This window comes from Proteus sp. STS61-E, assembly GCF_040932335.1.
In the GTDB taxonomy this organism is placed as follows: Bacteria; Pseudomonadota; Gammaproteobacteria; order Enterobacterales; family Enterobacteriaceae; genus Proteus; species Proteus mirabilis_B.
On record NZ_JBFQGE010000009.1, the window covers coordinates 29,701 to 54,948 of the forward strand.

Sequence of the window (25,248 nt, forward strand, 5' to 3'; positions counted from 1 at the left end):
CTAAGAAAAACCTAGTTGTAAGACTTAAATAGGGATTGATTACCTGATTTATCAAAAGCAATAACTTGGTAAGGCTCTTTATAATCACCGGCATACATACCTAAACTTCCTGCAGGCATTCCCCCAACCGCAATACCCGATTTAGATTTATCCACTAAGTCGATATTTTTTAAGCTATCAACTGGGATATGTCCGACTAAGTCTTTACCTTGATAAGTCGCAAAGTGGCAACTTAATAAATTATTGGGTACACCTGCTTGTTGGTACTTTTCCATTAATTGTGTTTCTGAAACGATATTCACTTTAACGTTAAAGCCAGCTTCTTTTACACCATCAGCCCATAAAGTACAGCATCCACAACTCTCTGTTTTATAAACTTCTACAATATTATGATTAGAAGCATAAGCTGTACTTGTAAAAGCAGAGATTGCAATGATAGAAGGCAGTAATAACTTTTTCATTGTTCATTCCTTTCATTAAGTTGATAGACGAAACAATAATCTTTCCCCCTACTGGAAGGTCAATTTAATTAAGGTATAAACGCGTAGAGTTTTGTAAAAAAATATTTATAGAAAACAAAGGTATAAATAATACTTCGTTTATCCTTTTTTGATGTTTTGTGAGAGTATTACTTGATATAAGTAGAAAAAAAGCCTGCATAGCAGGCTTAAAATGGAGAAAACAGGGTAAACGTAGAGTAGTTAGGATGTAAACGACTATGAGGGTATCTCATGAGTTAAAGCACCTCTTGCGAAGAGTGGTTGTGCTTTAACTGGTAATAACTATAAACCTAAACTTAGCTTGAGGTTAAAGCGGAGAAATTTGTATAAAGGGTCCAATTTTATTGATTAAACTAAAATATAAAAAAGTGAAAAATAAAAAGCTAATATATTTCAATATATTAGCTTTTATAATAATCAGGCTATATTTAATTTAAAGACAAATTATTTGATGGTCATTATTTGATAATGGTAATTTGTTTTACATCGATCTCTGTACTTGTCCACTCTTTATCAACTTTACCTTCAATTCTGACAGTATTTTCTGGTGTGACTGTTTGTCCGCGCCATCTTTTATTATCAATATCTACATTGATACCGCCAGTGGTATCTTCAAAAACATACAGTTCATCACCAATTTTTTTGGTAATTTTTCCCGTTAAGATAACCCAAGTGTCATCAGAAAGATCTTTTGCTTTAGCTACTGTTGTTTCACTAATAGAAGGGCCTTTGAATCCACCTTGTTCAATTGTGGATGCTTGAATAGAGCCTTGAAAGCCACCTTCATGTGTTGTACTTGCTTGAGATGCAAAAGCCAAAGTACTACCGATTAATAATACAAGTATTTTTTTCATAACAAGCTCGCTTATAGGTTAATAATTCAACTAATTAATATGTTAGATTTTATTTCATTTCTATGTATAAAACCGCATTTTAAGGTAAATTTAAGTATTAATATATCAACTGATTAATATTAACCTTTAAATTATAGACCTTTATTTTTCATTGTTCTTTTTGGTGATATAAGCATCTATCACTAAATACTTCTTTTCTCTAAGTTAAATCCACTGGTTATTTACCCTTGGGATCGGTGCTAGCGGTTATTCAAAAATATACCCTTTGGGATCATTGTTTTTAGATGTATTACCTCTTATCATCCAGCGCCTTCAAATTTTTTTTAATTTTCCCCTATTATTTTTAGAGGTTTTAGGTTTTATGACTAACGAACGCATTGCCAATCCGGGTCCATTAGGTTTAATGGGTTTTGGTATGACAACGATTTTGTTGAACATACATAATGCCGGTTTTTTCCCAGTAGTCTCAGTCATTATGAGTATGGGAATTTTTTATGGTGGAATAGCTCAGGTTATTGCTGGAATTTTTGAGTTCAAAAAAGGCAATACTTTTGGCGCCACTGCATTTACCTCTTACGGCTTCTTTTGGGTGACATTGGTAGGAATTTGGTTATTACCAGTGATGGGCTTAAGCGAGCCAACAACACCTCTATTTTTAGGTGTGTTTTTAGCGCTGTGGGGAATATTTACCTTTTTCATGTTTATTGGCACGTTAAAAGCCAATAGAGCACTACAGTTTGTCTTTTTAAGTCTGACAATTTTATTTGCTTTATTGGCGATTGGAAATATCACTGGTAATGCACTGATTTTAAAAATTGCTGGTTTTGAAGGTATTATTTGTGGTGCCAGTGCTTTTTATCTTGCAATGGCTGAAGTATTAAATGAGATGTATGGCAGAACAATACTGCCAATTGGTCATAAGTAACCGTTTTATAGAGAAGTGGCTATTTAGCCACTTCTACTACTTGGCTTTTACGACGAATTAGCTTTCTTGCGCACCATGCATAAAGTAACCCTGCAACGACACCTGAAATATGTGATTCTGTTGATACACCTAATTGTCCTGGAATTAAGCCATAGGCCATTGATCCATAATAGAATAAAACAAAGAGTGCGATCACGATATCGATAATTTTATGGCGAGTAAAAGCGTGAGCAATAAGCAAAGACCATAATCCAAAAATCCATCCACTTGCACCAACATGAATGGCATTTCGCCCAAAAATCCAAACCAATAAACCACTTACGATAATAATAAATATACTTGATAAGACATATTCTCGTAGAGATTGCGTCATGGATAAAAAGCTAAGAATAAGAAGTGGGAGTAGATTACTAAATAGATGAGACCAAGATCCATGAATAAAAGGCGCGATAAAAATACCAATTAAACCTTCTCCTGTTCTTGGAATAATACCCCATTGAAGAAGAGAGATGGAGAGTAGTGAGTTAATAAGTTGAAGTAAGACTAATGTGATAGTTAATCCACCAAGAAAGGTTAGTCTTTTTTTAAACCAAATCTTATCCATAACGATAGCCTTAATAATGTGATGACGCTGGTAAAACACTATAAGCTATAAATAGAAGAGCCTTTAATAAAAGAAGAAAGGCTCTTTTTTATTTATTAGTCTAATAAATTAAGGCAAGCAGCCCCACGAGCGCCACCTGCATCACCATGACGTGCTTTTTCTATTAATGGGATTTGTGCATTTCCGTAAACACAGCGTGAAAGATATTCAGGCAATAGCTCATACAGCGCGTTAAATTGAGATAATCCACCACCAATAACAATTAAATGCGGGTCAAGCACAGTAAGAATATTGCTAAGGTAAATCGCAAGTACTTTCATATAGCGATCAACATGTTCTTGTGTTTTTGCATCCCCTGCATAATATTGTTCAACAATATCAACGGCTCTTTGTGGTGCATCATTGAAGGCTTTATACATACGCTCAAAGCCACGACCAGATAAATAGGTTTCAAAACACGCTTTTTTACCACAACCACAAATAATTTTTGGCATCGTTTCACCGATTACATTATCTGCATCCACATTCAGATTCATATGACCGATTTCACCAGCAATCCCATTCTTGCCAGACAATACTTTGCCATCAATAACAAAACCGCCACCCACGCCCGTGCCTAATATAAGACCTAATACAGAAGGGTGATGGCGAAACTCAGGGTCCCAAGCTTCTGATAAGGCAAAGCAGTTAGCATCATTTTCGACTTTAACGGGTCTATTGAGTATATGTGCGAGATCGTGAACCATTGGTTTGTATTTAGCTGCTGGAACATTAGTAGTAAATACCGTTCCTTCTTTAGAATTCACAATACCGGGAACACCTACCCCCACTTTTCCCTTACAACCTAGTTCATTGTCAGCTTCTAAAGTCAGGTCCTTAAAAACATTCAATAATGCCTGATAGTCATTTTTAGGTGTAGGAACACGTTTTTGCCATACTTGAGTCAGATCTTTATCAAAAACGGCAAGCTCAATTTTTGTGCCGCCCATATCAAAACCATAATACATATCAGTCTCTTAATTATTCTGTAAATATTATTTATAGCAACGACAAGGTTGTCGTTACGTGGCCATTTCTATTTCAGTCAATACTTAAGTTATCTCTACTGCTTATATACACTAGGTTAAAGAAGAACAGTGATTGGTGACAGTTGAGTTTTCTTTATCTATTGATTACTACCTTCAATCAAAACACTACGTACTTTCATTAGAGCAAAGCCTAATAAATTTAATCCATTCCAAAGAAGAGGGTTGTTAATCTCGTTATCTTGCTCACTTAATCCGACGCCCCATATTTTATCAACGGGGCTTGCCTCAACAAGCACACGATTGCCTGTTGAAATCAGAAATTTACCAAGTTCTTCATTTTGGGAAAACTTAGCGACATTGGCACGGATAACAATATCCATGCGGTGTTGTTCCCAAATGTTTTGGTCAAATCCTTTTACTTCTCTACCTAATGCTTTTGCTGAACCTGGATTAGAGGTGGTAATTATGCGTTCTCTGACTTCTATATCATTAAATAACCTTGCTTTTTCAGCCATCATATAGTGCTCAGCGCTGGCATAACGTACTTCATCTAATATAAAAGGTGCTGGATACCATTGGCTAAAGCAACTTTTTGCTATGTCATTACCTTTACTTTTGTGTCCCCAAAAGTAAATGAACTTTATTTTCTTGCCTGTACGAAATTCTTTTTTTAATTGTTCTAAATCCATCTTTTTTCCAGTTATCTCGAATACTCCTAATTCATTTAATAAAGATAGCATAGAAGTAAACAAGGATAGAGTGCCTTTTTGCTATTCTGTGAGTAGGTGAAGCGATTCCGCTATTTTAAATTATTTTTATTAAATTAGTCTTAATTTGATTGGTTTTTGCTGAATAATAAAAAAAATAGAACTTAGTTTCTTAGGATTACTCTTAAAAGAATTCATCTAAAGAATATCTTTATTTATATTGTTACATAAAAAGATAATCTTAAAACGATACTGCTTGCTTAGTAGAAAGGTGTAGTTAATTAAGTATTTTTAATATAAAAAAGCGTAAATATCGGTATTTGTACTAATTGTTAGTATTTATAACTAATAGAATACTTATTATATAATTAATTCAATAACTTAGTGTGATTGGTGTGCTAATTTTCATCGTTACATTTATTATTTGAACCACATCACGCTTGTGCATTTGTTAAGCTAAATTAACAATATCATTTTATAGGTAAAATATTGCTTAAGTTAATTATTCTGGAATACAGGTTATTCTTAGCGGTATTTACTATAAGTAAAGAATAAAACACATCATAGATTGATAATCTATTTTTGTTTTTTATTTGGGTATTTTTTTCTAAAACTTAACCAACGCTGATGTATTTTATTGTATCTCAATAAAATACAACGGTCGTAATATGATAAAAAGCAATAAAGTCACCTTTTAGGTGTAAAAAAGAAACCTATTTTGATGATGATCAATATGGATAAATAATCCTTTATATTTTTAATTGTTATTTTTTAGTCTTTTTTAGAGTGTAAAAATGAGGGAATATTAAAATTGATCTTGATGGGTTCTTTTATTTTTAGAAGAAATAATATCAATAAATAATTATTTTAGAATTTTATTTTTATAAAATTTATACAAATTGTTATTAGTTAACTCTAGTTATTATCTGGTTTTAAAACCCATTTTTTGGGGTGAAAAAGACGCTATTTTTGATAGTGATAATAAATGTAAAATTAAGTAAAAATACCCATTTTTATAAAATGAAAATGAGTGCTGTTTTACTTTTTACACTTTTTTTGATGTTGTCTTTTTCATTAAAATAATTATACAATTTAATTTAAATAATCATTGCTCCTAATCGGATGATGCTTATTTGTAATTAAATAAATCAGTATTTATAAGATTATTTTACCCTACATAGTTGATGTTCATTAATTGATGATTTAATGAGAGTTTAAATATGAATTTATAAAGATATATTTTTAACTTATTGTGAAAATTATCTATAAGGTTCTCTCTTCCTTATTTTGGATGAGCATCAAATTATTGAACAAGGTTTAGAGTACTGTTATTAAAGGGGCCACACTATGTATGATGATATTAGTAACCTAAAAGATAAGTTTCAGGAAGATGCCTTTGCTTTTCAGGATTTTTCTTCCTCTACAATACAAGATATTGATAACAAAATAGAACCAGTAGTTATAAATAAAGAAGATAATAATAAAATTAGTAATTTAAGTAATAATACGTTTTCTGAAACTTCACTTGTTGTGAAAAACGAACCAAAACAGCCTGTTACTTCATCGTCTATCCCTTCTTATCACCAGGATGCTTTAGTTGTTAAAGCAAAGAAAGACAATTTAATTAAGAGTAAGCAAAATTTGTTAGCAGATAATAAAATATTTGATAGCAAAGAAACGGATAGAGCTCATGCTCATGAAAATATATCATTAAAAGATATATTGTCATTTATTGCCTCTGTCTAATCTAAATAAGCAAAACTCTTTGTGTAAATAAATAATATTGACTGGTGTCAATCTTTAGCCATTGTTGTTTTATTTTTTAAGATAGGTTTATTTCTTTTCGATATTTATTAATGTCGATGGGGTGCCTTTGTCTTAAGAAAAGATCTATGGCGATGACAAAGGTATGGGTTTATGAATAAAATATTTAAAACATTAATTACGGCTTTTCTATTGATAACAATGTTTTCACTCATTGTTATGCCAATGAGTGCCGAACAACAATATATATTCGGTATTATCAATATATTGCTGTTATTTGTTATCGGTTTTAAAAAATCAAAAAAACGATTGTTAACAATGGTTTTTATTTCATTGTTGATGTCAACGCGTTATCTCTACTGGCGTGCAACAAATACCTTGAATTTTAATACAACTATTGAGGCTGTTTTAGGTAGTGGTTTATTTATGGCTGAAATTTATTCTTGGATAATATTAGTCCTAGGATATTTCCAAACATCATGGCCATTAAATAGAAAAATAGCACCTTTACCTAAAGATATTTCTCAATGGCCTACTGTTGATATTTATATTCCAACATATAACGAAAGCTTAGATGTAGTACGTGATACCGTCTTAGCTGCACAAGCTATCGATTATCCACAAGATAAAATGAAAGTTTATATATTGGATGATGGTAGCCGTGAAGAATTTAAACAATTCGCTGGTGATGTTGGTGTAACTTACATTGAACGTGAAGTCCATGATCACGCAAAAGCGGGTAACTTAAATCATGCGATGGGATTAACAGACGGTGAGCTCATTTGCGTTTTTGACTGTGACCACATCTCAACACGTATTTTCTTGCAGGCAACAGTAGGAAGCTTTCTTGAAGATCCAAAATTAGCGCTGATCCAAACACCACACTATTTCTACTCGTCAGACCCATTTGAACGTAACTTAAGTGCGGCTAAAGATGCACCGCATGAAGGCGCACTTTTCTATGGTCCTGTTCAACGTGGTAATGATAACTGGAATGCGACATTCTTCTGTGGTTCATGTGCTGTTATGCGTCGTAGTGCCCTTGAAGAAATCGGTGGTATCGCTGTTGAAACGGTAACTGAAGATGCTCACACTGCGCTTAAATTACAACGTTTAGGTTGGAACTCTGCATTTATTGATATTCCTTTAGCAGCTGGTCTTGCAACAGAACGTTTAGCATTACACGTTAACCAACGTATTCGTTGGGCTAGAGGGATGACGCAAATATTCCGTGTTGATAATCCAATGTTAGGTCGTGGTTTAACATTCCCTCAGCGTTTATGTTATCTCAATGCCATGCTCCACTTTCAGTACGGTTTGCCTCGTATCATCTTCTTGACTGCTCCGTTACTGTTTATGTTATTTAACCTCAATATTATTGCTTCATCTGCCAGCATGATATTTGCCTATGCATTACCACACTTAATCATGTCGGTTTATGTAAACTCGAAAAATATCGGTAAATACCGTTACTCTTTCTGGGGTGAAATTTATGAAACCGTTATGGCATTTAGTTTGGTATTACCTACTTTACTGAGCTTAGTTTCACCAAAATTAGGTAAATTTAACGTAACAGATAAAGGTGATTTGCTTGATAAAAGCTATATGGATTACCTCACTGTGCGTCCATTAATTATTACTGCACTTCTTCTTATCACTGGGATTTCATGGGTTGTTGTTCGTTATCTATTAAATGACTTCCAAGGTATTGACCCACTGGTTATTGTTTTAAACCTTACTTGGGCGACTTACAGTTTATTTATCATTCTTGCCTCTATTGCGGTAGGTAAAGAAACTCGACAAATTCGTAAGAATACACGTATCAACGCATCTCTACCGATCACATTACATTTTGATGATGGTGCTGAGTTAACGACGACCACTGAAGATATTTCTATGGGTGGCGTTCGCATCGCCGTAAATAAGATGTCTGAACTTCGCCAACGTAATGTCACTTCAATCACTCTGAATGTACAACGAGATGAAGTTACTGTTCCTGTTGATATGGTGAGTTTAGAAAGTAATCAACTACGCCTTGAATTCTTACCTATTGATTTAAATCTTCGCCGTAAATTAGTGCGCATTATCTTTGGTCGTGCTGATGCATGGATACATCAAGCAGATTATAAAGACAAACCATTTAAAGAATTGGCAGGCATTACGCGTTGTATTTTTGAATTGTTCTTTGGTCGTCGCCAAAAAGTGAAAGCACCAGCAGCAAGAACGAAAACAAAAGCTTCACTCTCTGTGCAATCTATTAACGGGGATGACTAAGCATGAAAAAGAAACTGACATTAATGCTAAGCCTAACGGCGATAGCTATCGCAAGTATTAATCTTTCCCAAGCAGATACCGGAATGTTAGAGCTAGGAGGGGAGCTTTTACCTGACCCAACTTCTTATACACATTCGCCTGTGCAACAAAATGCGAATAACCCGATCCAACTTGAAGAGGGTGTATTGTCTGAAGCGCGTAATATCGAAGAGCAATTAACATTGGCACAGATGGGAAATCCATCACCTATCGTGTTATCAGGAAGAAAATTACTTTCTGGTGTGACGTTTAATATGGCGAATGATTTATTTATTGATAACGCCACATTAACGATGAAAGTGAAAGCGTCTCAAGGATTAATTCAATCCGATCAAACACTTCACTTAATGCTAAATGGTCAACCTATGGGATTTCTACCTTTAGAAGAAGGTGGGCAAGAGCATGAATATGTTTTAGAAATCCCTGAAATGATGTTGACGAATGTGAATAACCTTAGCTTTCGTTTAGCCAATCGTGATGCGTTGGATGAAAACCAATGTATTCCTCCATTAGCTGAAGGATTAAGTCTGGTTATCTCACCTGATTCATCATTAGATTATCGAGGTCGCTGGATTAATGGCGGGTATAGTCTGGAACGATTGCCCCTACCGTTCTTTGACCCTGACAGAATGACAGCGACCTCGTTACCTATCATATTGTCAGATAAACCTGACCATGCAGAGGTAACAACAGCAGCTATTGCTGCATCATGGTTTGGCAGTTTTAGCCATGATATTAAGCAAGTTGATTTACCTGTCTTAATGAATCAGTTGCCTGAAAGTGATGGTATTTTAGTAGGCTATTCAGGACAAACTATTGCAGGTATTACATTACCTTCAGGAAATAGTGGGCAATTAACCATTGTTGATAACCCGGTCGATCCTGTTTTCAAATTATTACTGATCAGTGGTGATAATGAGAAATCTCTTCGCCAAGCTGTATGGGCGTTAAACAACGGTAAATTGCCACAAAACGATCACTTGGTGGTGCCTTCTCAAACGCTTGCTATGCGTAAAGATTATGATGCACCTCGTTGGTTAAATACCAATAAACCTGTTTCGTTAAGTCAAATTGCTAATGGTAGTGATGACTTCTCACGTCAAGGTATTAACCATGCACCGAATCAGTTTTCGTTTCGTGTTTCTCCCGACCTCTTTTGGTGGGATGGTGATGCGCTGCCTTTAGATTTGAAATATGTTTTCCCTCATTCGGATAAACTAAATAGTCGTCGTTCTTCATTGATTGCTTCTTTGAATAACCAATTTTTAGGTGCATTGTATCCGGCGCGTTCAGAACCTTTAGGTATGTTAAGACAATGGCTAGGAATGGAGAGTGAGCAGCAAAATAGCACGCTCTATTTAAATCCTCGTCAGATCTACAGTCAGAATCAATTGCAGTTTTATTTTGATTTACGTGAACCTGAGGATGCTCCTTGTATTTTAACGGATGGCAGTAGCTTAATTAGCCAAATTGATCCGCAATCAACGCTGCAATTTAAAAATACTTGGCACTACTCAAGAATGCCGAACTTGGCTTATTTTTCAGGGGCATCATTCCCATTTAGCCGTCGTGCGGATTTTTCACAAACCACACTGCTATTACCTGAAAATCCAACAATCGAAGAACTTTATACCTTAGTGAACTTAATGGCGAGATCGGGTTATGCCACAGGTACACCGGTTTCTCATGCATCAGTTTTCTTAGGTGCTAAAGAGCTTGAGAAAAATAATCTCTCTCAACACGATGTGTTAGCGATTGGTTCATTAAGTAGTGAAGGATTTTTACCCGCTCGTTTTTCACAACAAGCTTTCTCATTTTTAAATAAAAACGTCGAAATTAAACCTCAATCATTGATCGATAAAGCAAAAGGTTGGATGGCTGGCGATTATTTATCTCAAAGTGGTGATGCTGCAAGTTACTTATCTTCAGTGAAAGACTGGCGTGGCATGATGAGTTTTATCTCACCTTGGGCAAGCGATAGGGTTGTCGTATTAGTTACAGCTAAAGGTAATGATTCGATAAAAACCATTATCAATGACTTAAATTTAGCCCAAATAAATGCGGCGATTAAAGGTGACATCACACTTATTAGTGGCAAAGACACCGTAAAAAGTTTCCATTTAGGTGAACACTTCTCGCAAGGTGACTTACCTTTCTTACAACAATTCCTTTGGTATAGCTCTAGACACGTCTATTTGCTGGGTCTTTTAGCTGTTGGTTTTTGTGCGTTGACGGGCCTCGTGACTTATTACTGGTTACAACGTCGTTCAACTCGTCGTTTACATCAGATATCACAGCATCGTTCAGACAAATAAGGGGGGATATAAGATGAAAAATCACGCACTTAATATCATCGTTAAAGTCATCTACGCAGGTTGCATTTTAGGGGCTTCAAGCCAAGTACAAGCAACGGCGGTTGAGGCAAATATAGCAGCAACTGATCCAAATATTGTCAGTTCTCTTATTGAACAAGCTAACTATTGGCATGGTAGAGCGCACGATGAGCGTGCAGTAGAAGCACTGCAAAAAGTACTGATTATGGAAAGCAATAATCAGGATGCGCTGTATTTAATGGCGTTCTTTACTGCACAACAAGGTAATGAAAAACAAGCAACCTATTGGCGAGAAAAACTGGCGCAAATTGCACCGCAAGATCCACGAATTGATGGATTAAAAAACATCCGATCATCACAATTTAGTGAACAGCAATTAGGATATGCCAGAGAGTTAGCGAAAAAAGGCCAACACGAAGAAGCGATAAAAGCGTACCAACGTTTATTTGTGAGCAGTGAGCCACCTGAAACACTGGCGTTAGAATATTATCAAACAATGGCAGGTGTACCTGCAATGTTGCCTCAAGCCATTACGGGATTAAAACAACGTGCTGCATTGATGCCTGATAATAAAGAAACGCAAAAAGCATTAGGATTAACATTAACTTATAACGAAGAGACTCGTCGTGAAGGGATAACTATTTTAGGTAATATCTCAGGTGATGAGTCAGCCAAAAAAGGTATGCGTCAAGCTTTGTTATGGTTGAATGTCCGTCCTGATGATGACGTGTTATATAAAACCTATTTGCAAGCAAACCCGAACGATAAAGCGGTTGCAGAGCATTACCAAGGTGCTATTCAAGGTAATGCACGCCAAGCAGGTTATACCGCATTAAACAAAGGTAAATTGAAAGAAGCCGAAGGCTATTTCAAACAAGCTTTAGCGTCAGATAACAATGATGCGCAAGCCTTAGCGGGTTTAGGTTATATCGCATTACGTTCAGGTGATTTAACCACAGGTCAGCGTTTATTAAATCAAGCTGCGCAATCGGGTGGCGAACAAGGCAGTAAATGGAAGCAACAAGCGGAAGATGCGGGTTTTTATGCGCAATTACGCAGCGCACAACAACGCGCCAAACAAGGAAACATTCAACAAGCTATTGAACAATTAGCCCCATTAACCAGTGCTTCAGGTGAAAAGGGGTTATCTGCCAACTTATTACAAGCTGACTTATTACGTAAGCAAGGTAATTTACCAGCTGCTCACCAATTGTTGTCAGGGCTTTATCAGCAAAATAGCCATAATGAAAAAGTGATTTCTGCTTATTACTATTTATTAGTTCAGGAAGGACAGAATACGAAAGCAGAACAATTACTGGCACAACAATCTGCCTCTTTGCGTCAAAAACTAACAGCGAATACCGATCCTTCTGAGAAATTACGCCGTGAAGCGCAAAAAGCGTTAGAAAATGGTAATCGTGTTCAAGCAAGACAATTGCTTTTACAAGCACAGCGTAAAAACCCGCAAAATAACTGGGTTTACCTTGATTTAGCACGCTTAATGGCAGCTGACGGCGACAGTGTTGGCGCAAAAAATACTATTTCACAGCTACAAAACCGTAGAACAAGAGATTCTGATTATGTGGCATCTCTGTTTTATGTTGAGCAAAAAGAGTGGGATAAAGTTTTTAACTTACTAAGTAGCCATAATCAACAAACTGAAGCTGAAAAAGAGTTATTACAGCGTGCTCGTTTTCATCGCCAACTTGCGCAAGCTGACCATTATCGTCAGGCTGGAAACCTTGTAGCAATGCGTAATATTTTACGTCCATTAATTAATCAAGTCGCTGATTATCCAAATGATGTGGGTGAATTAGCAGAGAAATTGGTTAACAGTGGATTAAACGATGAAGCGTTGCAATTAGTTGAAAGTGATATTGCAAAAGGCACTAAAGGCTCGGTAGGTAATTACGCAGGTCATATCAACGTTCTCAATGAGTTAGGTCATTATACACAAGCATCTAGCTTGATTAACGATCCCGCTTTACAACAAGAAACACCGATTGTTGAGAAAAAACGTTTAGAAGTTGCGACTAAAGTTGCGCAAGCCGATAGCTTACGTGAAAAAGGCGAAATTAAAGCAGCTTATGACACGTTAGTTGTTGCTTTAAAAGCATCACCAAATGATCCTGATTTATTAATGGCATTAAGTCGTGTTTATTTAGCGCAATCAATGCCTGAACAATCAAACAAAATTCTTTCTTACTTAGAAAAAGAGCAAGGAAAAGATAGCAAATTAATCCAAGCTCAAATCGAAGTGGCATTAGCTCAGAAAGATGGAAGAAAAGCACAGCAGTTGTTGCAGCAAATTCCTTCATCCTCGCAACCGGCTTATTTATTACAAGCCGCGCAAATTGCGCAATTAAATGGTGAAAATCGTAAAGCATTAACGTTACTGCGTAGTGCGCAATGGCAAAACAGTGGTAGCACACTGAATACCTCTGCCGGTCAATTAAGTGCATTAGGGGGCAGTGATAATTCTGCTATTGCGGGTTCTATCTATGAACGTAAAGAGATGGCATCGGTTCAACGCACTATTCGTGAGCTAGAAGAAAAAGTCTCACCTTGGGTACAAGGTGGTGTAGCTATACGTCATCGTAATGGTGATAAAGGATTATCAAACGTCACTGAAATTTCAGCACCAATGAGCATTTCAAGTGTACCTGGTGAAGAGTTCCGTTGGGAATTTAGTGTTAATCCAGTTTCGATGACAAGTGGTTCGGTTTCAGGAGAAAGAGCTAACCGCTTTGGTTCTGGTCAGCTTCAACATGCTGAACGCTTTGCTAAGAATAGCGATAACCATGATGAGAAAAACAAAATTAATGCCGATGAAGCAGGTAGCCAACGTGCATCTGGTGTTGAATTAGGACTGCGTTTATCAGACAAGGATATCAGCTTTGATGTGGGTTCAACGCCATTAGGTAAAGATACGGCAACGGTTGTCGGTGGCCTCACATATTCACCTCAAATTAGCCAAAATGGGCAATTAACACTGACCGCAGAGCGCAGAGCCATAAAAGATAGTCTACTTTCTTATATGGGGCGTACTGATCCAATGACTGGCGAAAGTTGGGGTCGTGTAACTCGTAACGGCGCTAAAGTTCAATATGCTTGGGATGATGGAAAAATTGGGGCTTATGCTGGTGGTGGTTTCTATAACTACGAAGGTAAAAGTGTTGCGAGTAATGATGAAGTGAAAGCGTGGATTGGCTCTTATGCTAAGTTCTATAAAGATGATCAACAAGAAGTAAAAGCAGGTGTACATGTTGATTATATGAACTTTAGAAATAACCAGAACTACTTCTCACTAGGACACGGTGGTTACTTTAGTCCACAAGACTATGTGTCTGTTTCATTGCCTGTTGCTTATACCCGCCGTTTTGAAAAAGGTGAAGTCTCATTAAATGGTGCAATAGGGATACAAAGTTACAAACAAAAAGGCAGCGATTATTTCCCAACGCATGGTTATATGCAAAACGCATTAAATAAAAAGAATGCGAGCGATCCTCGTATTAAATCTCAGTACGCAGAAGAAGACGAAACGAATTTTACTTACAGATTAGGTTTAGACGCGAAATATTATTTAAACAAAGAAACCGAGTTAGGTGTCAGCTTATCGCATGATACATCGGGTGATTATGCTGAAGATAATATGTGGTTACACTTAAAATATACCCCAGACTTCCTGTCTAAATAATTAAGGAGACAAATAATGAATAAGCATGACAGTGATATCTTACAATTACCTTTTGAAAGTGGCTGGCAAGATCTAACTCAATTATTATTTTTTCAAATCTTAAATGACAATGATATTTCTACTGCTGGAAATAAATTAAGAAATATAGGTAAGGATATTGCCTTACGTTATCCTTTACCTGAAAGCGAAAATATTCAATTACTTGAATCACATATTAATCGCGTATTAACACTATTTAAATGGGGTTTTGTCACGATATCTCCTGCAATGAGCGAACTTTTACTGGTTCATTGTGCATGGCCTCATTTTACGCAAAGCCAAGATGATGCTCAGTGGCGTGTTGCAAGTGCCAGTGTTTTAGAAGGGTTATATGAAGGCTGGTTAACGAATCAAGGTGGTAATGCCAAAATGCAAGTGCATCGTCAATCTACTGATGCAAAAGATGTCTTTATTTTCCGCTATGCGCATAACTCATCAGCCGAATAATAATATATATGCTTTATTGATGAGCATAGGAGGTCAAAAATGAATGAAATGATATTTAACGATGATAATTCTAAATGCTTATTAATAAAGCAATTTACTAATAATGTTTTTATGATGTTAGTAACAGATATTAATGGCATCATTATTTATGCAAATGAAAAATATTGTGAATTTAATAATGTTCACTTTGAAAATATAAAAGGTAAAAAATACAGATTATTTAACTTAATTGATGAGAATCAAATTAATTGTTGTGTAAATGGCAATAATGATAATAAGGGAGTATATCGATTAGAAGCCAAGAGAAATAACGATACACAACAAGATGTATGGGAAGATATTAGTATTATCCCTGTATTTGATGAAAGTAATTTAATTTCTCACTATGTGTTTATTAGCTTAGATATTACTGATAAGGTAGAACTAAGAAACGAGTTATTTAATAAAAGCTATATTGATTCATTAACTGGAATATCTAATCGATTAAGTATTGTTGAAAAAATCGAAAATGAACGCTTAAATATTTCACAGCCATCTTCATTTTGCCTTGGTATTATAGATTGCGATAAATTCAAATCTATCAATGATCAATTCGGGCATCATGCAGGCGATAAAGTATTATGTGAAATATCAAAACGGTTGTCACAATTAGAAAATAATGAAGTCTATTGTGGGCGGCTTGGTGGCGATGAGTTTGCTGTGCTTTTCCCTAAAGGATTACGTTCTTGTTCTGTGATTTTGTTAGAAATAATAGAATCACTTTGGAAATCAATGGAAAAGCCCATCGATATTAATTCAGATTTTATGTTAACCCCTTCAATTAGTTTAGGTATTGCTGAATATCCTAAAGATGGAAAAACATTATCTGAATTATTAAAGTCTGCGGATGAAACACTTTATTCTATAAAAGAAATGGGTGGTAACAAATATGGATTTTATTCCGGATTTTAAATAAAAGATTTTAAATAGAAAGTTTTTTAGTAAAGATATATTAAAAATAACGTTATCTCTTTTTAACGAAGAGGGAGGTGACTGTTTTTAAAATATATCTAGCATTCCTGATGAAATATAAGAGTAAATTTAAAATAATACTAAATATTAGTTTTAGATAAATGTTTATTAGAGGATTTTATTATGATGAAAGCGGTTATCCCTGTTGCTGGATTAGGTACTCGTATGTTACCTGCAACGAAATCAATTCCTAAAGAAATGCTGCCTATTGTTGATCGCCCTTTAATTCAATATATTGTTGAAGAGTGTGCTCAGGCAGGCGTCGAGGAAATTATTTTAGTAACTCACTCTTCTAAAAATTCAATTGCGGATCACTTTGATACCAGCTTTGAATTAGAAAATATGCTGGAACAGCGTATTAAAAATAAATTATTAGAAGAAGTGCGTTCAATTTGTCCTGACAATGTCAAAATTGTCCAAATTCGCCAAGGTCACGCCTTAGGTTTAGGCCATGCAATTTGCTGTGCACGTCCAGTTATTGGCAATAATCCATTTATTGTTTTACTGCCTGATGTTTTATTAAATGCACACTATTGCGATCCTCAACATGATAATTTATCAGCAATGATAAAACGTTTTGAAAAAACAGAACGTAGCCAAATCATGGTTGAACCTGTGCCAATGAGCCAAGTGCAACAATATGGTGTTGTAGATTGTGAAGGTGTTTTCTGTCCTCAAGGTAATTGGGCACCTATTCGTCGTATCGTAGAAAAACCAAATCCTGAAGATGCACCTTCTAACCTTTCTGTTGTTGGTCGTTATGTTTTTTCTGAAGCTATCTGGGAATTATTAGATGGTCTACCTGCTGGCGTAGGCGGTGAAATTCAATTAACGGATGCGATTGATTTATTATTGAAAAAAGAAGTCGCTGAAGCATATACCTTGGTGGGTAAATCACATGACTGTGGTAATAAGCTAGGATATATGAAAGCCTTTGTTGAATATGGCTTACATAATTCTGCCTTAAAAGAAGAATTTGCTTCTTGGATGCAGGACTTTTGTGAAAAAACATTGTTACCCAAAACAGAAGTCATAGAAGAAGATGAAGTAAGTGAAGAACAAAAGATAGTTGCTATCTTTTGAGTATATCTTGAAATAATATGCAATCTGCCGACCGAACTCAGATAGCGGTCGGCAATAGCAGGAGAGAAAGGCAATGTCTTTTAGGCACTTATCTCGTTGTAATTTTCTATTTTCTACCTTTTTTATTTTAGGTTTGTTGCTTATGGTTTCTCCTTCAATACAGGCAGCAGATACTCAAGTAGGATGGGAACAATTTAAAGAGCGCTATATTAAGGATGATGGGCGAGTTATAGACAGCGCTAACAAAAATATTTCACACTCTGAAGGTCAAGGCTATGGCATGTTAATGGCTGTAATGAGTGATGATCATGAAACATTTAATAAGTTATGGAGCTGGACAGCTGCTTCTCTTTATCGTGGTGATTTAGGCTTATTTAAATGGCGTTATGAGCCAGAAAATAGTGAACATACCCCTGATCCTAATAATGCGACAGACGGTGATATCTTAATTGCGTGGGCATTATTAAAAGCGGGTGAGAAATGGAATGATGAAAGTTATCTTTCAGCTTCTGATTCTATTCAACACGCTATTTTGGAACATACTTTAGTTAAGACAAAAAATTATACCGTACTCTTACCTGGTATTAATGGTTTTAAAACGCCAGAAGAAATTATTATTAATCCATCCTATTTTATTTTCCCTGCATGGAAAGATTTTTACCGTACAAGCAACGATGTTCGTTGGAAAGTGTTAATTAATGATAGCCAGTCTTTACTTAGAAATATGCGATTTGGTGAATATCAATTACCCACTGACTGGGTAAGTTTATATCCAGATGGAAAGATAGAGCCTAGTGAAAAATGGCCTGCGCGATTTAGCTTTGATGCAATACGTATTCCGCTTTATTTAGCTTGGGCACATGATGAATTAGCGCTACAACCTTTTGTGCAGTATTGGCAGCAATTTGATCGTTATAAAACGCCTGCTTGGGTAAGTATTGATGCTCAAGAGCGCGCTGAATATAACCTTACTCCCGGTATGATGGCGGTGAGAGATTTAACGATGAAAACACCTATTGAAGATGTCGATTTAAGTAAAGATACGGATTATTATTCTTCAGCTTTACACTTATTAGCGGCATTTGCTCAAAACGGGCAATAAGTATATTTAGTTAATTTTAATGATAGATAGCTTAAATGCCTTTTAATACAGAAAGGTATTAAGCTATCTATTTTGTTTATATCGATAGTGCTAAAAACATAACTTTCTAAATTATTTATACTTATTCAATTTTAATAAATTAATAGTAATTCGTTATCTCTATTTATAACGCTATGTTTTTAAATAATAAATAAACGTTAAACCATGATCTAAGAATAATTTATTTAATGATATGTATGCTAAAGTTATCTCAGCGACTTGATAGTGTTATTAATATAATTTCTCATCAATAATAGAGGTGGATAAATGAAAGTTTCAGCACGCAATCAGTTAGTCGGTAAAGTTGTTGATATTATTGAAGGTGCCGTTAATAGCGAAGTGATTTTATCTTTAGCTCATGGTGAAAAACTTGCCACAATTATCACTAAAGAGAGCTGTGACAGTTTAAAGATCAAAAAAGATGGCGAAGCAATTGCCATTATTAAAGCACCGTGGGTTGTCTTAGCACTACCTGATTGCGGTTTAAATTTTTCTGCACGTAACCAATTTGCAGGTAAAGTGACTCAAATTGCACAAGGTGCGGTGAACTCTACCGTTCATTTAGAAACAGCTAAAGGTTTAGAACTGACTGCTGTTATTACAAATGAAAGCTTACAAGAGATGAAACTGGCAAAAGGCAGTGATGTTTTAGCGCTAGTGAAAGCATCAAGTGTGATTGTTGCGACACGCAAATAATTGCAGGTTTATTTTTTGGAATAAAAAAAGAGGCTAAATATTTAGCCTCTTTCGTTTTGATATTACTTATCTTTTTGAATTTATTATCCCGATCATCTTTTATTCAGGTAATAAAAATTAATTATCTGTACTACCTGCGACTTTCAGTTTGTCATAGATATAATTTTTATAACTGTTAACTAATTTCTCGTCTTCACAGTCATTTAATTTACCTTCACATAAATGGCGCATTTGAATGTTTGCTTTGTAGAAAGGAGATAATGGCAAACGAGCGCGTTCTAAGATCATGCCACCTAAGAAGCTAATATCAGTTAATTCACCCGTTGTTATTGGCGCACCTTGCGACAGGTTATCTCTTAAGGTGAACTGAGTAATATACGAAGGGTTATTAAAAGGTGACTGATAATTTTTTAACTCTATATTAGGTTGATGATCACCAAAATAGAGGAACATCGTTGGCTTTTCTCTTTGTGCAACAAAATTGGAGAAATCTTTAATTGCTGGATCACTGGTAACGATTTTTTCCATATAGTGGCTAAATTTACCCGGTGCATTACTGCTTTCGGTATGACCTGCAATTTGGTACATATCTCTGTGCGATTCATCATAAGGGCCATGTTCATACATGGTTAATGAGAATATGAACAAGGGCTTATCTGTGCGTTTCTTCAGTACCTCTTCAACATAACCCAGCATATCTACTGTCGATATTTTCCAGAGGTTTTCCTCTAATGTTCCCGGGTAGCCAAGCTCTTGAGGTTGAATGATTTCATCAATTCCCATTTTTTCATAAGCGTAACCAGCATGGTAAGCACTACGATTAAATGGGGTGAGTAAAACGGTGTAATAACCTTCAGCTTTTAGTTGGCGGAATAAACTTTCATTAAGATTATCGACAACAAAATAGAATACAGAGTTTTTACGCGCACCAAAATCATCCGTATTTAGCCCTGTTAATACAGAAAATTCAGAAAGCCAAGTACCACCACCAAAGGTTTGTACACGTAAAGGGCTTTGTGCACTGACATTTTCATCTTTTTGGAACATAAATAGATCAGGCAGTGCAACATCGGTATCAAATTGATAAATATGAGGGTTAACTGTCGATTCCTGTAATAAAACGACAATGTCAGGTTTTATGTCTGTCTGTGTTTCTGGTAATACGGTTTTATTGGCTTGTTCAAGGAAGTAATTCGCATCTTCCTTGAAATAAGGAGGATGATAAGCCGTTTGGTAGCCAGACATGATTAAATTAGTAACAGTGCCTCGTCCTCCCGGAAGTGTACCTTCCCATTCGGCTTGCCATTTTTCTACGGTGAAATGGATGGTAGTAAATCCGATGACTATTAAGAGTAAGCTACTTATACGCAAGGCTGGGCGTGATTTTTGGGAAAAACGCCAAGCAATAGACATATTGATAAGAAGCCATATTAGCATCGCAACCAATGCAACACCGGCTTCCCAATAATGACCTAATGTCCCTAAATTCGAGCTATCAAAAGCCAAATCAAAGTCAGAGAACATTAATGTTTCTTTGTAATAATGGACTTTGAGCTGATTAATAAACTTAGTTATCAGGAAGAGTGTACCGGTGGTAATAGCCGAAAATAAGACACGAGCAGATAAAATAAAGCAAAGAGAGAAAAGAATAAAATAAGCACCAACTGAAAGAAGTGCCGTATAAATAAATGTTGTTTTCTCAAAAACAATAAAGAGTGAGGCTATAAGAATAAGTGCAAGATAAGCACTTCCTAATATTTTTTTCATATCTCTTCCGAGTATAGCGATAAAGAATAAAGGGGTATTTTACAAATATTGTAGGCGATAACCTTAAATAGGCTAAATAACTTTATTTAGCCTAAGTTAACATCTGTATTTAGAATAACCCTTTGTCTCGTAAAATATGAAGATCTTTTTTGCGGCGAGTAAAACCTGTGCGATCAAAATATTCTAAAATTTGCACTGCTAATTTACGCCCAACGGATAATTCATCACGGAAGTCCGCTGCGGTAACACTGCCATTGCTTTCATTATATTTCACAATGATAGATGCAAATTTTTCTATTGCTTGGTGTGTATAATAGCGATCAGCAATAATCGGAATAATTAAACCTAATTGCGCCGCTTTACGTAATAATGAGCGGATCACCTTCTCATCATTTTTCATTTCATTGGCGAGATCACGTACCCACCAAGGTTCAGATTGCTCAAAGTAGACTTTGGCATTTTGCCATAACGCATCTTGTTCTGGAGAAAAGGCAAGACCATGTGTTGGAAGATGAAGCCAACCACGACTTTGGCTAATAGCACCTTCTTTACGTAATTGATCAATTAAGTGATAGACCAATTCATCATGATAAGTAGGTAGTGCCATTCGTTTTAAACGAGAACGACCCACACCCATTTGATCATTATGTTGTTGGTGATATTCCTCAAGGGTATCGAGTAATTTCTGTTTTGCGTTATCAGCATTCTCTTTAGAAAGAATAACGCCTGCAACGCTGACTAGGTCAAAGGTTTCTAATAACTGAGTTAGTGCACTCTCTGTTAATTGCTGAGCCCAAGCAAACTGACTTAGAGATAGCTCACCTTTTGGTAAACATAACGCTAAATTGGCACTAACGCTGTCTGCGCTATCAAGTTGGTGTAGCCAAGTTAAGAACTCAGCTTGTCGTTTACCTCTACGTGGCGAGTGCAAATGTAAGACTTTCGCTGCGGCTAAAGTGCGTTGAGCGCTGATATCACGCAAGATAAGTCTATCGTTATCCACTAGCCAAAGGGGTTCATCAAGAATAAGCTCAGCTAACTGTGGTGTTTCATTAGCATCATTTAAAAGAGCAACACGACCCGTAATATGGCGTGTACCGTGGTGAATATGTACAGGCTGCCAATGCTTTAAAGGTTCATCTGCAATTAAACTGACTAATATTTTATGAGATTGATAGTTAGGTGCTTGAGAAAGCAGCCAATCACCACGAGAGACGTTTTCTTTACTGACATCACCTGTGATGTTAATTGCAATACGATGACCTGCACCAGCACGCTCTACGGGCTGATTTTGTGCATGTAAGGCTCTTATTCTTACTGGTTTATCTGCGCCAGTTAGCCAAAATGTATCGCCAACAGAAATTTGCCCTGCAAGTGCGGTACCTGTGACAACTAATCCTGCCCCTTTAATGCTAAAAACACGGTCTATTGCTAAACGAAAACGCTTATGCCATTGAGGATGTTGTTGCTCTTGCTGATGCAACTCAACAAGGTAGTCACGAAGTGATGAAATACCTTCACCAGAAGGGGCTGCGGTGACAAAAATATCAGGTTGTTGCCAGCCTAAATTGGCTAATACGTCGATTGTTTGTGAACGAACTTCTTCAATTCGCTCAGGTGTAACGCGATCTGCTTTAGTGAGAATAACGGTAACTTGAGGACAACCAGCAAGACGTAAAATAGAAATATGTTCGATGGTTTGTGCCATAACGCCATCGTCACAAGCCACAATTAATAGTGCATGAGAGATCCCACCGACACCCGCGAGCATATTTGAAAGGAATTTCTCATGGCCGGGAACATCCACAAAACCAATTGAGGTACCATTATCTTGACGCCAATAGGCATAACCTAAATCAATGGTCATGCCGCGTTTTTTCTCTTCAGGTAAATGGGTAGTATCTACCCCAGTAATGGCCTGTATAAGTGTGGTCTTTCCGTGGTCTACGTGACCTGCTGTCGCAAAAATCATAGTAAAAGTGCCTGTATTAATGCATTTTCATCCTCAAGACAGCGCAGATCAAGCCACAGGCGACCATCAGTAATTCGACCAATAATCGGCTTTTCTAAATTACGCCAATGCGCAGCTAGCGTATCTAACTGGCTACCTTTTCCATCTTTGGCTTCAAAGGTAAGTGCTGCACTCGGTAAACTTTCAATAGGTAACGAACCACTGCCTATTTGAGAAGCACATGAGGATATCGTGATATGGTAGTTATCCCCATAATATGCCTGAAAATGAGGCAATAACCGTTGCGCCATATCATTAATTTCTGTTTGTGTCCGAGTTAACAAACGTAATGTCGGAATTTCAACAGCCATTTTTTCAGGTTGCTGATAAAGGTGTAATGTGGCACCTAAAGCGGCTAATGTCATTTTATCAACACGTAATGCACGCTTTAAAGGATGGCGTTGAATAGCCTCAATCCACACTTTTTTACCAAGGATTATCCCTGCTTGTGGACCACCTAATAGTTTATCGCCAGAGAAGGTAACAAGGTCGATACCTTGTTGCAGATAATCTTGTGGCATTGGCTCTGAAGGTAAACCTAAGGCGGCTAAATTAGTCATTGAGCCACTACCTAAATCGATAGCGGTTGGTAAGTTCATCTCTTTACCAAGCGCTGCAAGTTCGTCGCCATGCACTTCAGCGGTAAAGCCTTGAATACAATAGTTGCTAGTATGAACTTTCATTAGCAAACCCGTATTCTCATTAATGGCGTTACGATAATCTTTAAGGTGAGTTCGGTTTGTTGTTCCGACTTCTTTGAGTGTACAGCCTGCTTGTGTCATCACATCGGGGATACGAAAAGCACCGCCAATCTCAACTAATTCACCGCGAGAAACAACAACCTCTTTATTGGGTGCTACCGTTGCGAGCATCAATAAAACAGCGGCTGCGTTGTTATTCACGATACAGGCATCTTCTGCCCCTGTTAATTCACATAATAAGTCAGCGATAGCGCGATCACGGTGTCCTCTTGAAGCACCATCAAGAGAATACTCTAAGGTTGCTGGTGAGCGCATAACTTGGCTAACGGCTTCAATGGCGGATTCTGCCATTAATGCACGCCCTAGATTGGTGTGTAAAACAGTACCTGTTAAATTAAAAACAGGTTTAATTGAGGATTTTCGTTGTAGTGTAATGCGATTTTTTAATTCATTAGCCCAATGGTTGTGCCATTGTGGTAACTCGTTTTCTTGACGAATAATGATACGCGCTTCTTCTTGTAACTTTCGTAAATGCTCTGCAATAAATGTCTGACCATAAGAAGCCACAAGGGCTTGAATATCTGCTTGGTGCAGTAACTTATCAATAGACGGCAGTTGGCTATAAAGTGAGCGCGTATCATTTGTCATGCTAATACCTAATTATTATTCATTTGGGAACAGGAATGGATTAATGCTACTACGAGCAAAGCCTTCTTCTTCCATTTTTGCATCAAGAACAATAGACGCTAAATCATCAGCAACAGCATCTACATTGGCATCTTTTTCTTGATATAAAATTTTCAGATAGCTTCCACAATCACCGCAGCTTTCTGCTTTCACTGGGGCATTTTCGCTGTCTAAAGACCAGTAATTTAATTTACCTGTTAATTCACAGTTGGTGCATTTAATGCGTACAACATGCCACTGTGTTTCACATAAATTACAGTGTAAATAGCGTAAACCTTGTGTTGTGCCGATTTGTACCATGCTTGCCACTGGCATACTGTTACAAACTGGGCAGAATTGACGATTTTCACCGTATTCTGTTTTAGCTTTACCTGGAATATTTGCTGCTAATTGTGCCCAGTAAAGAGACAGTGCTGCCCAAATAAAGACAGATTTATCAGCTGAAACTTTTGAATATTCGTCATTAAGTAATGCTGTTGCCATCTCTTCTAATTCAGTTTCAGAAGCTTTAGAGAGGTTTTCTAAAGTGATAGTGGCACTTTCAGGCACAACTGGGCGTAATTCAGCAATAATTGAGGCTAATAAAGCATGCCAATGTTTACTGCGTTTGAATGTTTTTCTATCTAAAGGCGCTACGCCGGCTTGTTGTGCAAGGAGTGGGGCAAGATCAATGACAAGTGGATTGTCATGAAGTGCTTTTTCTTGAGCCTTGACAATTTCTGCTGCAAATTCAAGGTAGTCTGCGAAAGGATTATCTTTTGCTAGTGTTTGAAATCGTTCAGCACGACGTTGATAAAGGTTTTTTAGATTAGGGAATAATACGGGTGGAATAAAACTGATCCCTTTTTCTGATTGCTCTTTACCTAATTGCTCTTTAGGAACGATGCGAATACTCATAACGTTCTATCTTCCTATTATCATAAATTTTATAGTGAATACC

Annotated in this window: 19 protein-coding genes; 10 read left to right on the forward strand and 9 right to left on the reverse strand. The window is 36.5% G+C overall.

From position 1 onward, the window contains the following. Window positions 1-11: 11 nt before the first annotated feature. Window positions 12-461 carry a DUF411 domain-containing protein gene (locus AB4J89_RS17760; protein ID WP_088494176.1) on the reverse strand — a complete coding sequence of 150 codons (450 nt, stop codon included), beginning with the start codon at window positions 459-461 and terminating at the stop codon, window positions 12-14. 497 nt (window positions 462-958) lie between these two features. Then, complete coding sequence (locus AB4J89_RS17765; RefSeq protein WP_088494175.1) at window positions 959-1,354, reverse strand: YgiW/YdeI family stress tolerance OB fold protein; 396 nt, start codon at window positions 1,352-1,354, stop codon at window positions 959-961. Window positions 1,355-1,715: 361 nt separating this feature from the next. Here AB4J89_RS17765 and satP point away from each other — a divergent pair, with 361 nt between their 5' ends. Continuing rightward, the gene (satP, locus tag AB4J89_RS17770) at window positions 1,716-2,279 is read left to right on the forward strand and encodes an acetate uptake transporter (RefSeq protein WP_072065220.1); all 564 of its coding nucleotides are present in this window, start codon (window positions 1,716-1,718) and stop codon (window positions 2,277-2,279) included. Between the two features lie 19 nt (window positions 2,280-2,298). On the opposite strand, the gene AB4J89_RS17775 is transcribed toward satP, so the two are convergent. From AB4J89_RS17775 to AB4J89_RS17785, 3 genes are all read right to left on the reverse strand, one after another. Next, on the reverse strand, window positions 2,299-2,883 hold the full coding sequence (locus AB4J89_RS17775) for a rhomboid family intramembrane serine protease (RefSeq protein ID WP_088494174.1): 585 nt from the start codon (window positions 2,881-2,883) through the stop codon (window positions 2,299-2,301). Window positions 2,884-2,978: 95 nt separating this feature from the next. After that, window positions 2,979-3,890 carry an N-acetylglucosamine kinase gene (gene nagK, locus AB4J89_RS17780; RefSeq protein WP_088494173.1) on the reverse strand — a complete coding sequence of 304 codons (912 nt, stop codon included), beginning with the start codon at window positions 3,888-3,890 and terminating at the stop codon, window positions 2,979-2,981. A gap of 158 nt (window positions 3,891-4,048) precedes the next feature. Next, entirely contained in the window at window positions 4,049-4,600 is a 552-nt protein-coding gene (locus tag AB4J89_RS17785) for an NADAR family protein (RefSeq protein WP_194951513.1), read from the reverse strand. A 1,365-nt stretch (window positions 4,601-5,965) separates the two neighbouring features. On the opposite strand from AB4J89_RS17785, the gene AB4J89_RS17790 reads away from it, so the two are divergent. From AB4J89_RS17790 to AB4J89_RS17830, 9 genes are all read left to right on the forward strand, one after another. After that, a complete protein-coding gene (locus AB4J89_RS17790) occupies window positions 5,966-6,364 on the forward strand; it encodes a hypothetical protein (protein ID WP_088494171.1) in 399 nt (132 codons plus the stop codon). A gap of 171 nt (window positions 6,365-6,535) precedes the next feature. After that, window positions 6,536-8,656, forward strand: a complete 2,121-nt coding sequence (gene bcsA / locus AB4J89_RS17795) for a UDP-forming cellulose synthase catalytic subunit (protein ID WP_088494170.1) — start codon at window positions 6,536-6,538, stop codon at window positions 8,654-8,656. 2 nt (window positions 8,657-8,658) lie between these two features. Further along, window positions 8,659-11,010 (forward strand): cellulose biosynthesis cyclic di-GMP-binding regulatory protein BcsB, encoded by a 2,352-nt coding sequence (gene bcsB, locus AB4J89_RS17800; RefSeq protein WP_088494169.1) that lies wholly within the window; start codon window positions 8,659-8,661, stop codon window positions 11,008-11,010. 13 nt (window positions 11,011-11,023) lie between these two features. After that, window positions 11,024-14,725, forward strand: coding sequence for a cellulose synthase subunit BcsC-related outer membrane protein (locus AB4J89_RS17805; RefSeq protein ID WP_311755668.1), 3,702 nt, complete (start codon window positions 11,024-11,026; stop codon window positions 14,723-14,725). A gap of 15 nt (window positions 14,726-14,740) precedes the next feature. Further along, entirely contained in the window at window positions 14,741-15,211 is a 471-nt protein-coding gene (gene bcsD / locus AB4J89_RS17810; protein WP_088494167.1) for a cellulose biosynthesis protein BcsD, read from the forward strand. A 39-nt stretch (window positions 15,212-15,250) separates the two neighbouring features. Continuing rightward, window positions 15,251-16,162, forward strand: a complete 912-nt coding sequence (locus AB4J89_RS17815; RefSeq protein WP_088494166.1) for a sensor domain-containing diguanylate cyclase — start codon at window positions 15,251-15,253, stop codon at window positions 16,160-16,162. Window positions 16,163-16,345: 183 nt separating this feature from the next. Beyond that, window positions 16,346-17,305, forward strand: coding sequence for a UTP--glucose-1-phosphate uridylyltransferase GalU (gene galU, locus AB4J89_RS17820; RefSeq protein WP_227718961.1), 960 nt, complete (start codon window positions 16,346-16,348; stop codon window positions 17,303-17,305). A gap of 73 nt (window positions 17,306-17,378) precedes the next feature. After that, window positions 17,379-18,407 (forward strand): glycosyl hydrolase family 8, encoded by a 1,029-nt coding sequence (locus AB4J89_RS17825; protein WP_368470157.1) that lies wholly within the window; start codon window positions 17,379-17,381, stop codon window positions 18,405-18,407. 306 nt (window positions 18,408-18,713) lie between these two features. Further along, entirely contained in the window at window positions 18,714-19,142 is a 429-nt protein-coding gene (locus AB4J89_RS17830; protein ID WP_088494164.1) for a molybdopterin-binding protein, read from the forward strand. A 117-nt stretch (window positions 19,143-19,259) separates the two neighbouring features. On the opposite strand, the gene AB4J89_RS17835 is transcribed toward AB4J89_RS17830, so the two are convergent. The 4 genes from AB4J89_RS17835 to fdhE all read right to left on the reverse strand — a co-directional run bounded on the left by AB4J89_RS17835 (window position 19,260) and on the right by fdhE (window position 25,205). Beyond that, window positions 19,260-20,909, reverse strand: a complete 1,650-nt coding sequence (locus AB4J89_RS17835; protein WP_088494163.1) for an LTA synthase family protein — start codon at window positions 20,907-20,909, stop codon at window positions 19,260-19,262. A gap of 109 nt (window positions 20,910-21,018) precedes the next feature. Continuing rightward, window positions 21,019-22,881: a selenocysteine-specific translation elongation factor gene (gene selB / locus AB4J89_RS17840; protein WP_368470159.1), complete on the reverse strand. Its 1,863-nt coding sequence runs from the start codon at window positions 22,879-22,881 to the stop codon at window positions 21,019-21,021. Further along, window positions 22,878-24,269 (reverse strand): L-seryl-tRNA(Sec) selenium transferase, encoded by a 1,392-nt coding sequence (selA, locus tag AB4J89_RS17845; protein WP_368470161.1) that lies wholly within the window; start codon window positions 24,267-24,269, stop codon window positions 22,878-22,880. The genes selB and selA overlap by 4 nt, the downstream gene beginning before the upstream one ends. Window positions 24,270-24,284: 15 nt before the next feature. Then, window positions 24,285-25,205, reverse strand: a complete 921-nt coding sequence (fdhE, locus tag AB4J89_RS17850; RefSeq protein WP_088494160.1) for a formate dehydrogenase accessory protein FdhE — start codon at window positions 25,203-25,205, stop codon at window positions 24,285-24,287. Window positions 25,206-25,248: the final 43 nt, after the last annotated feature.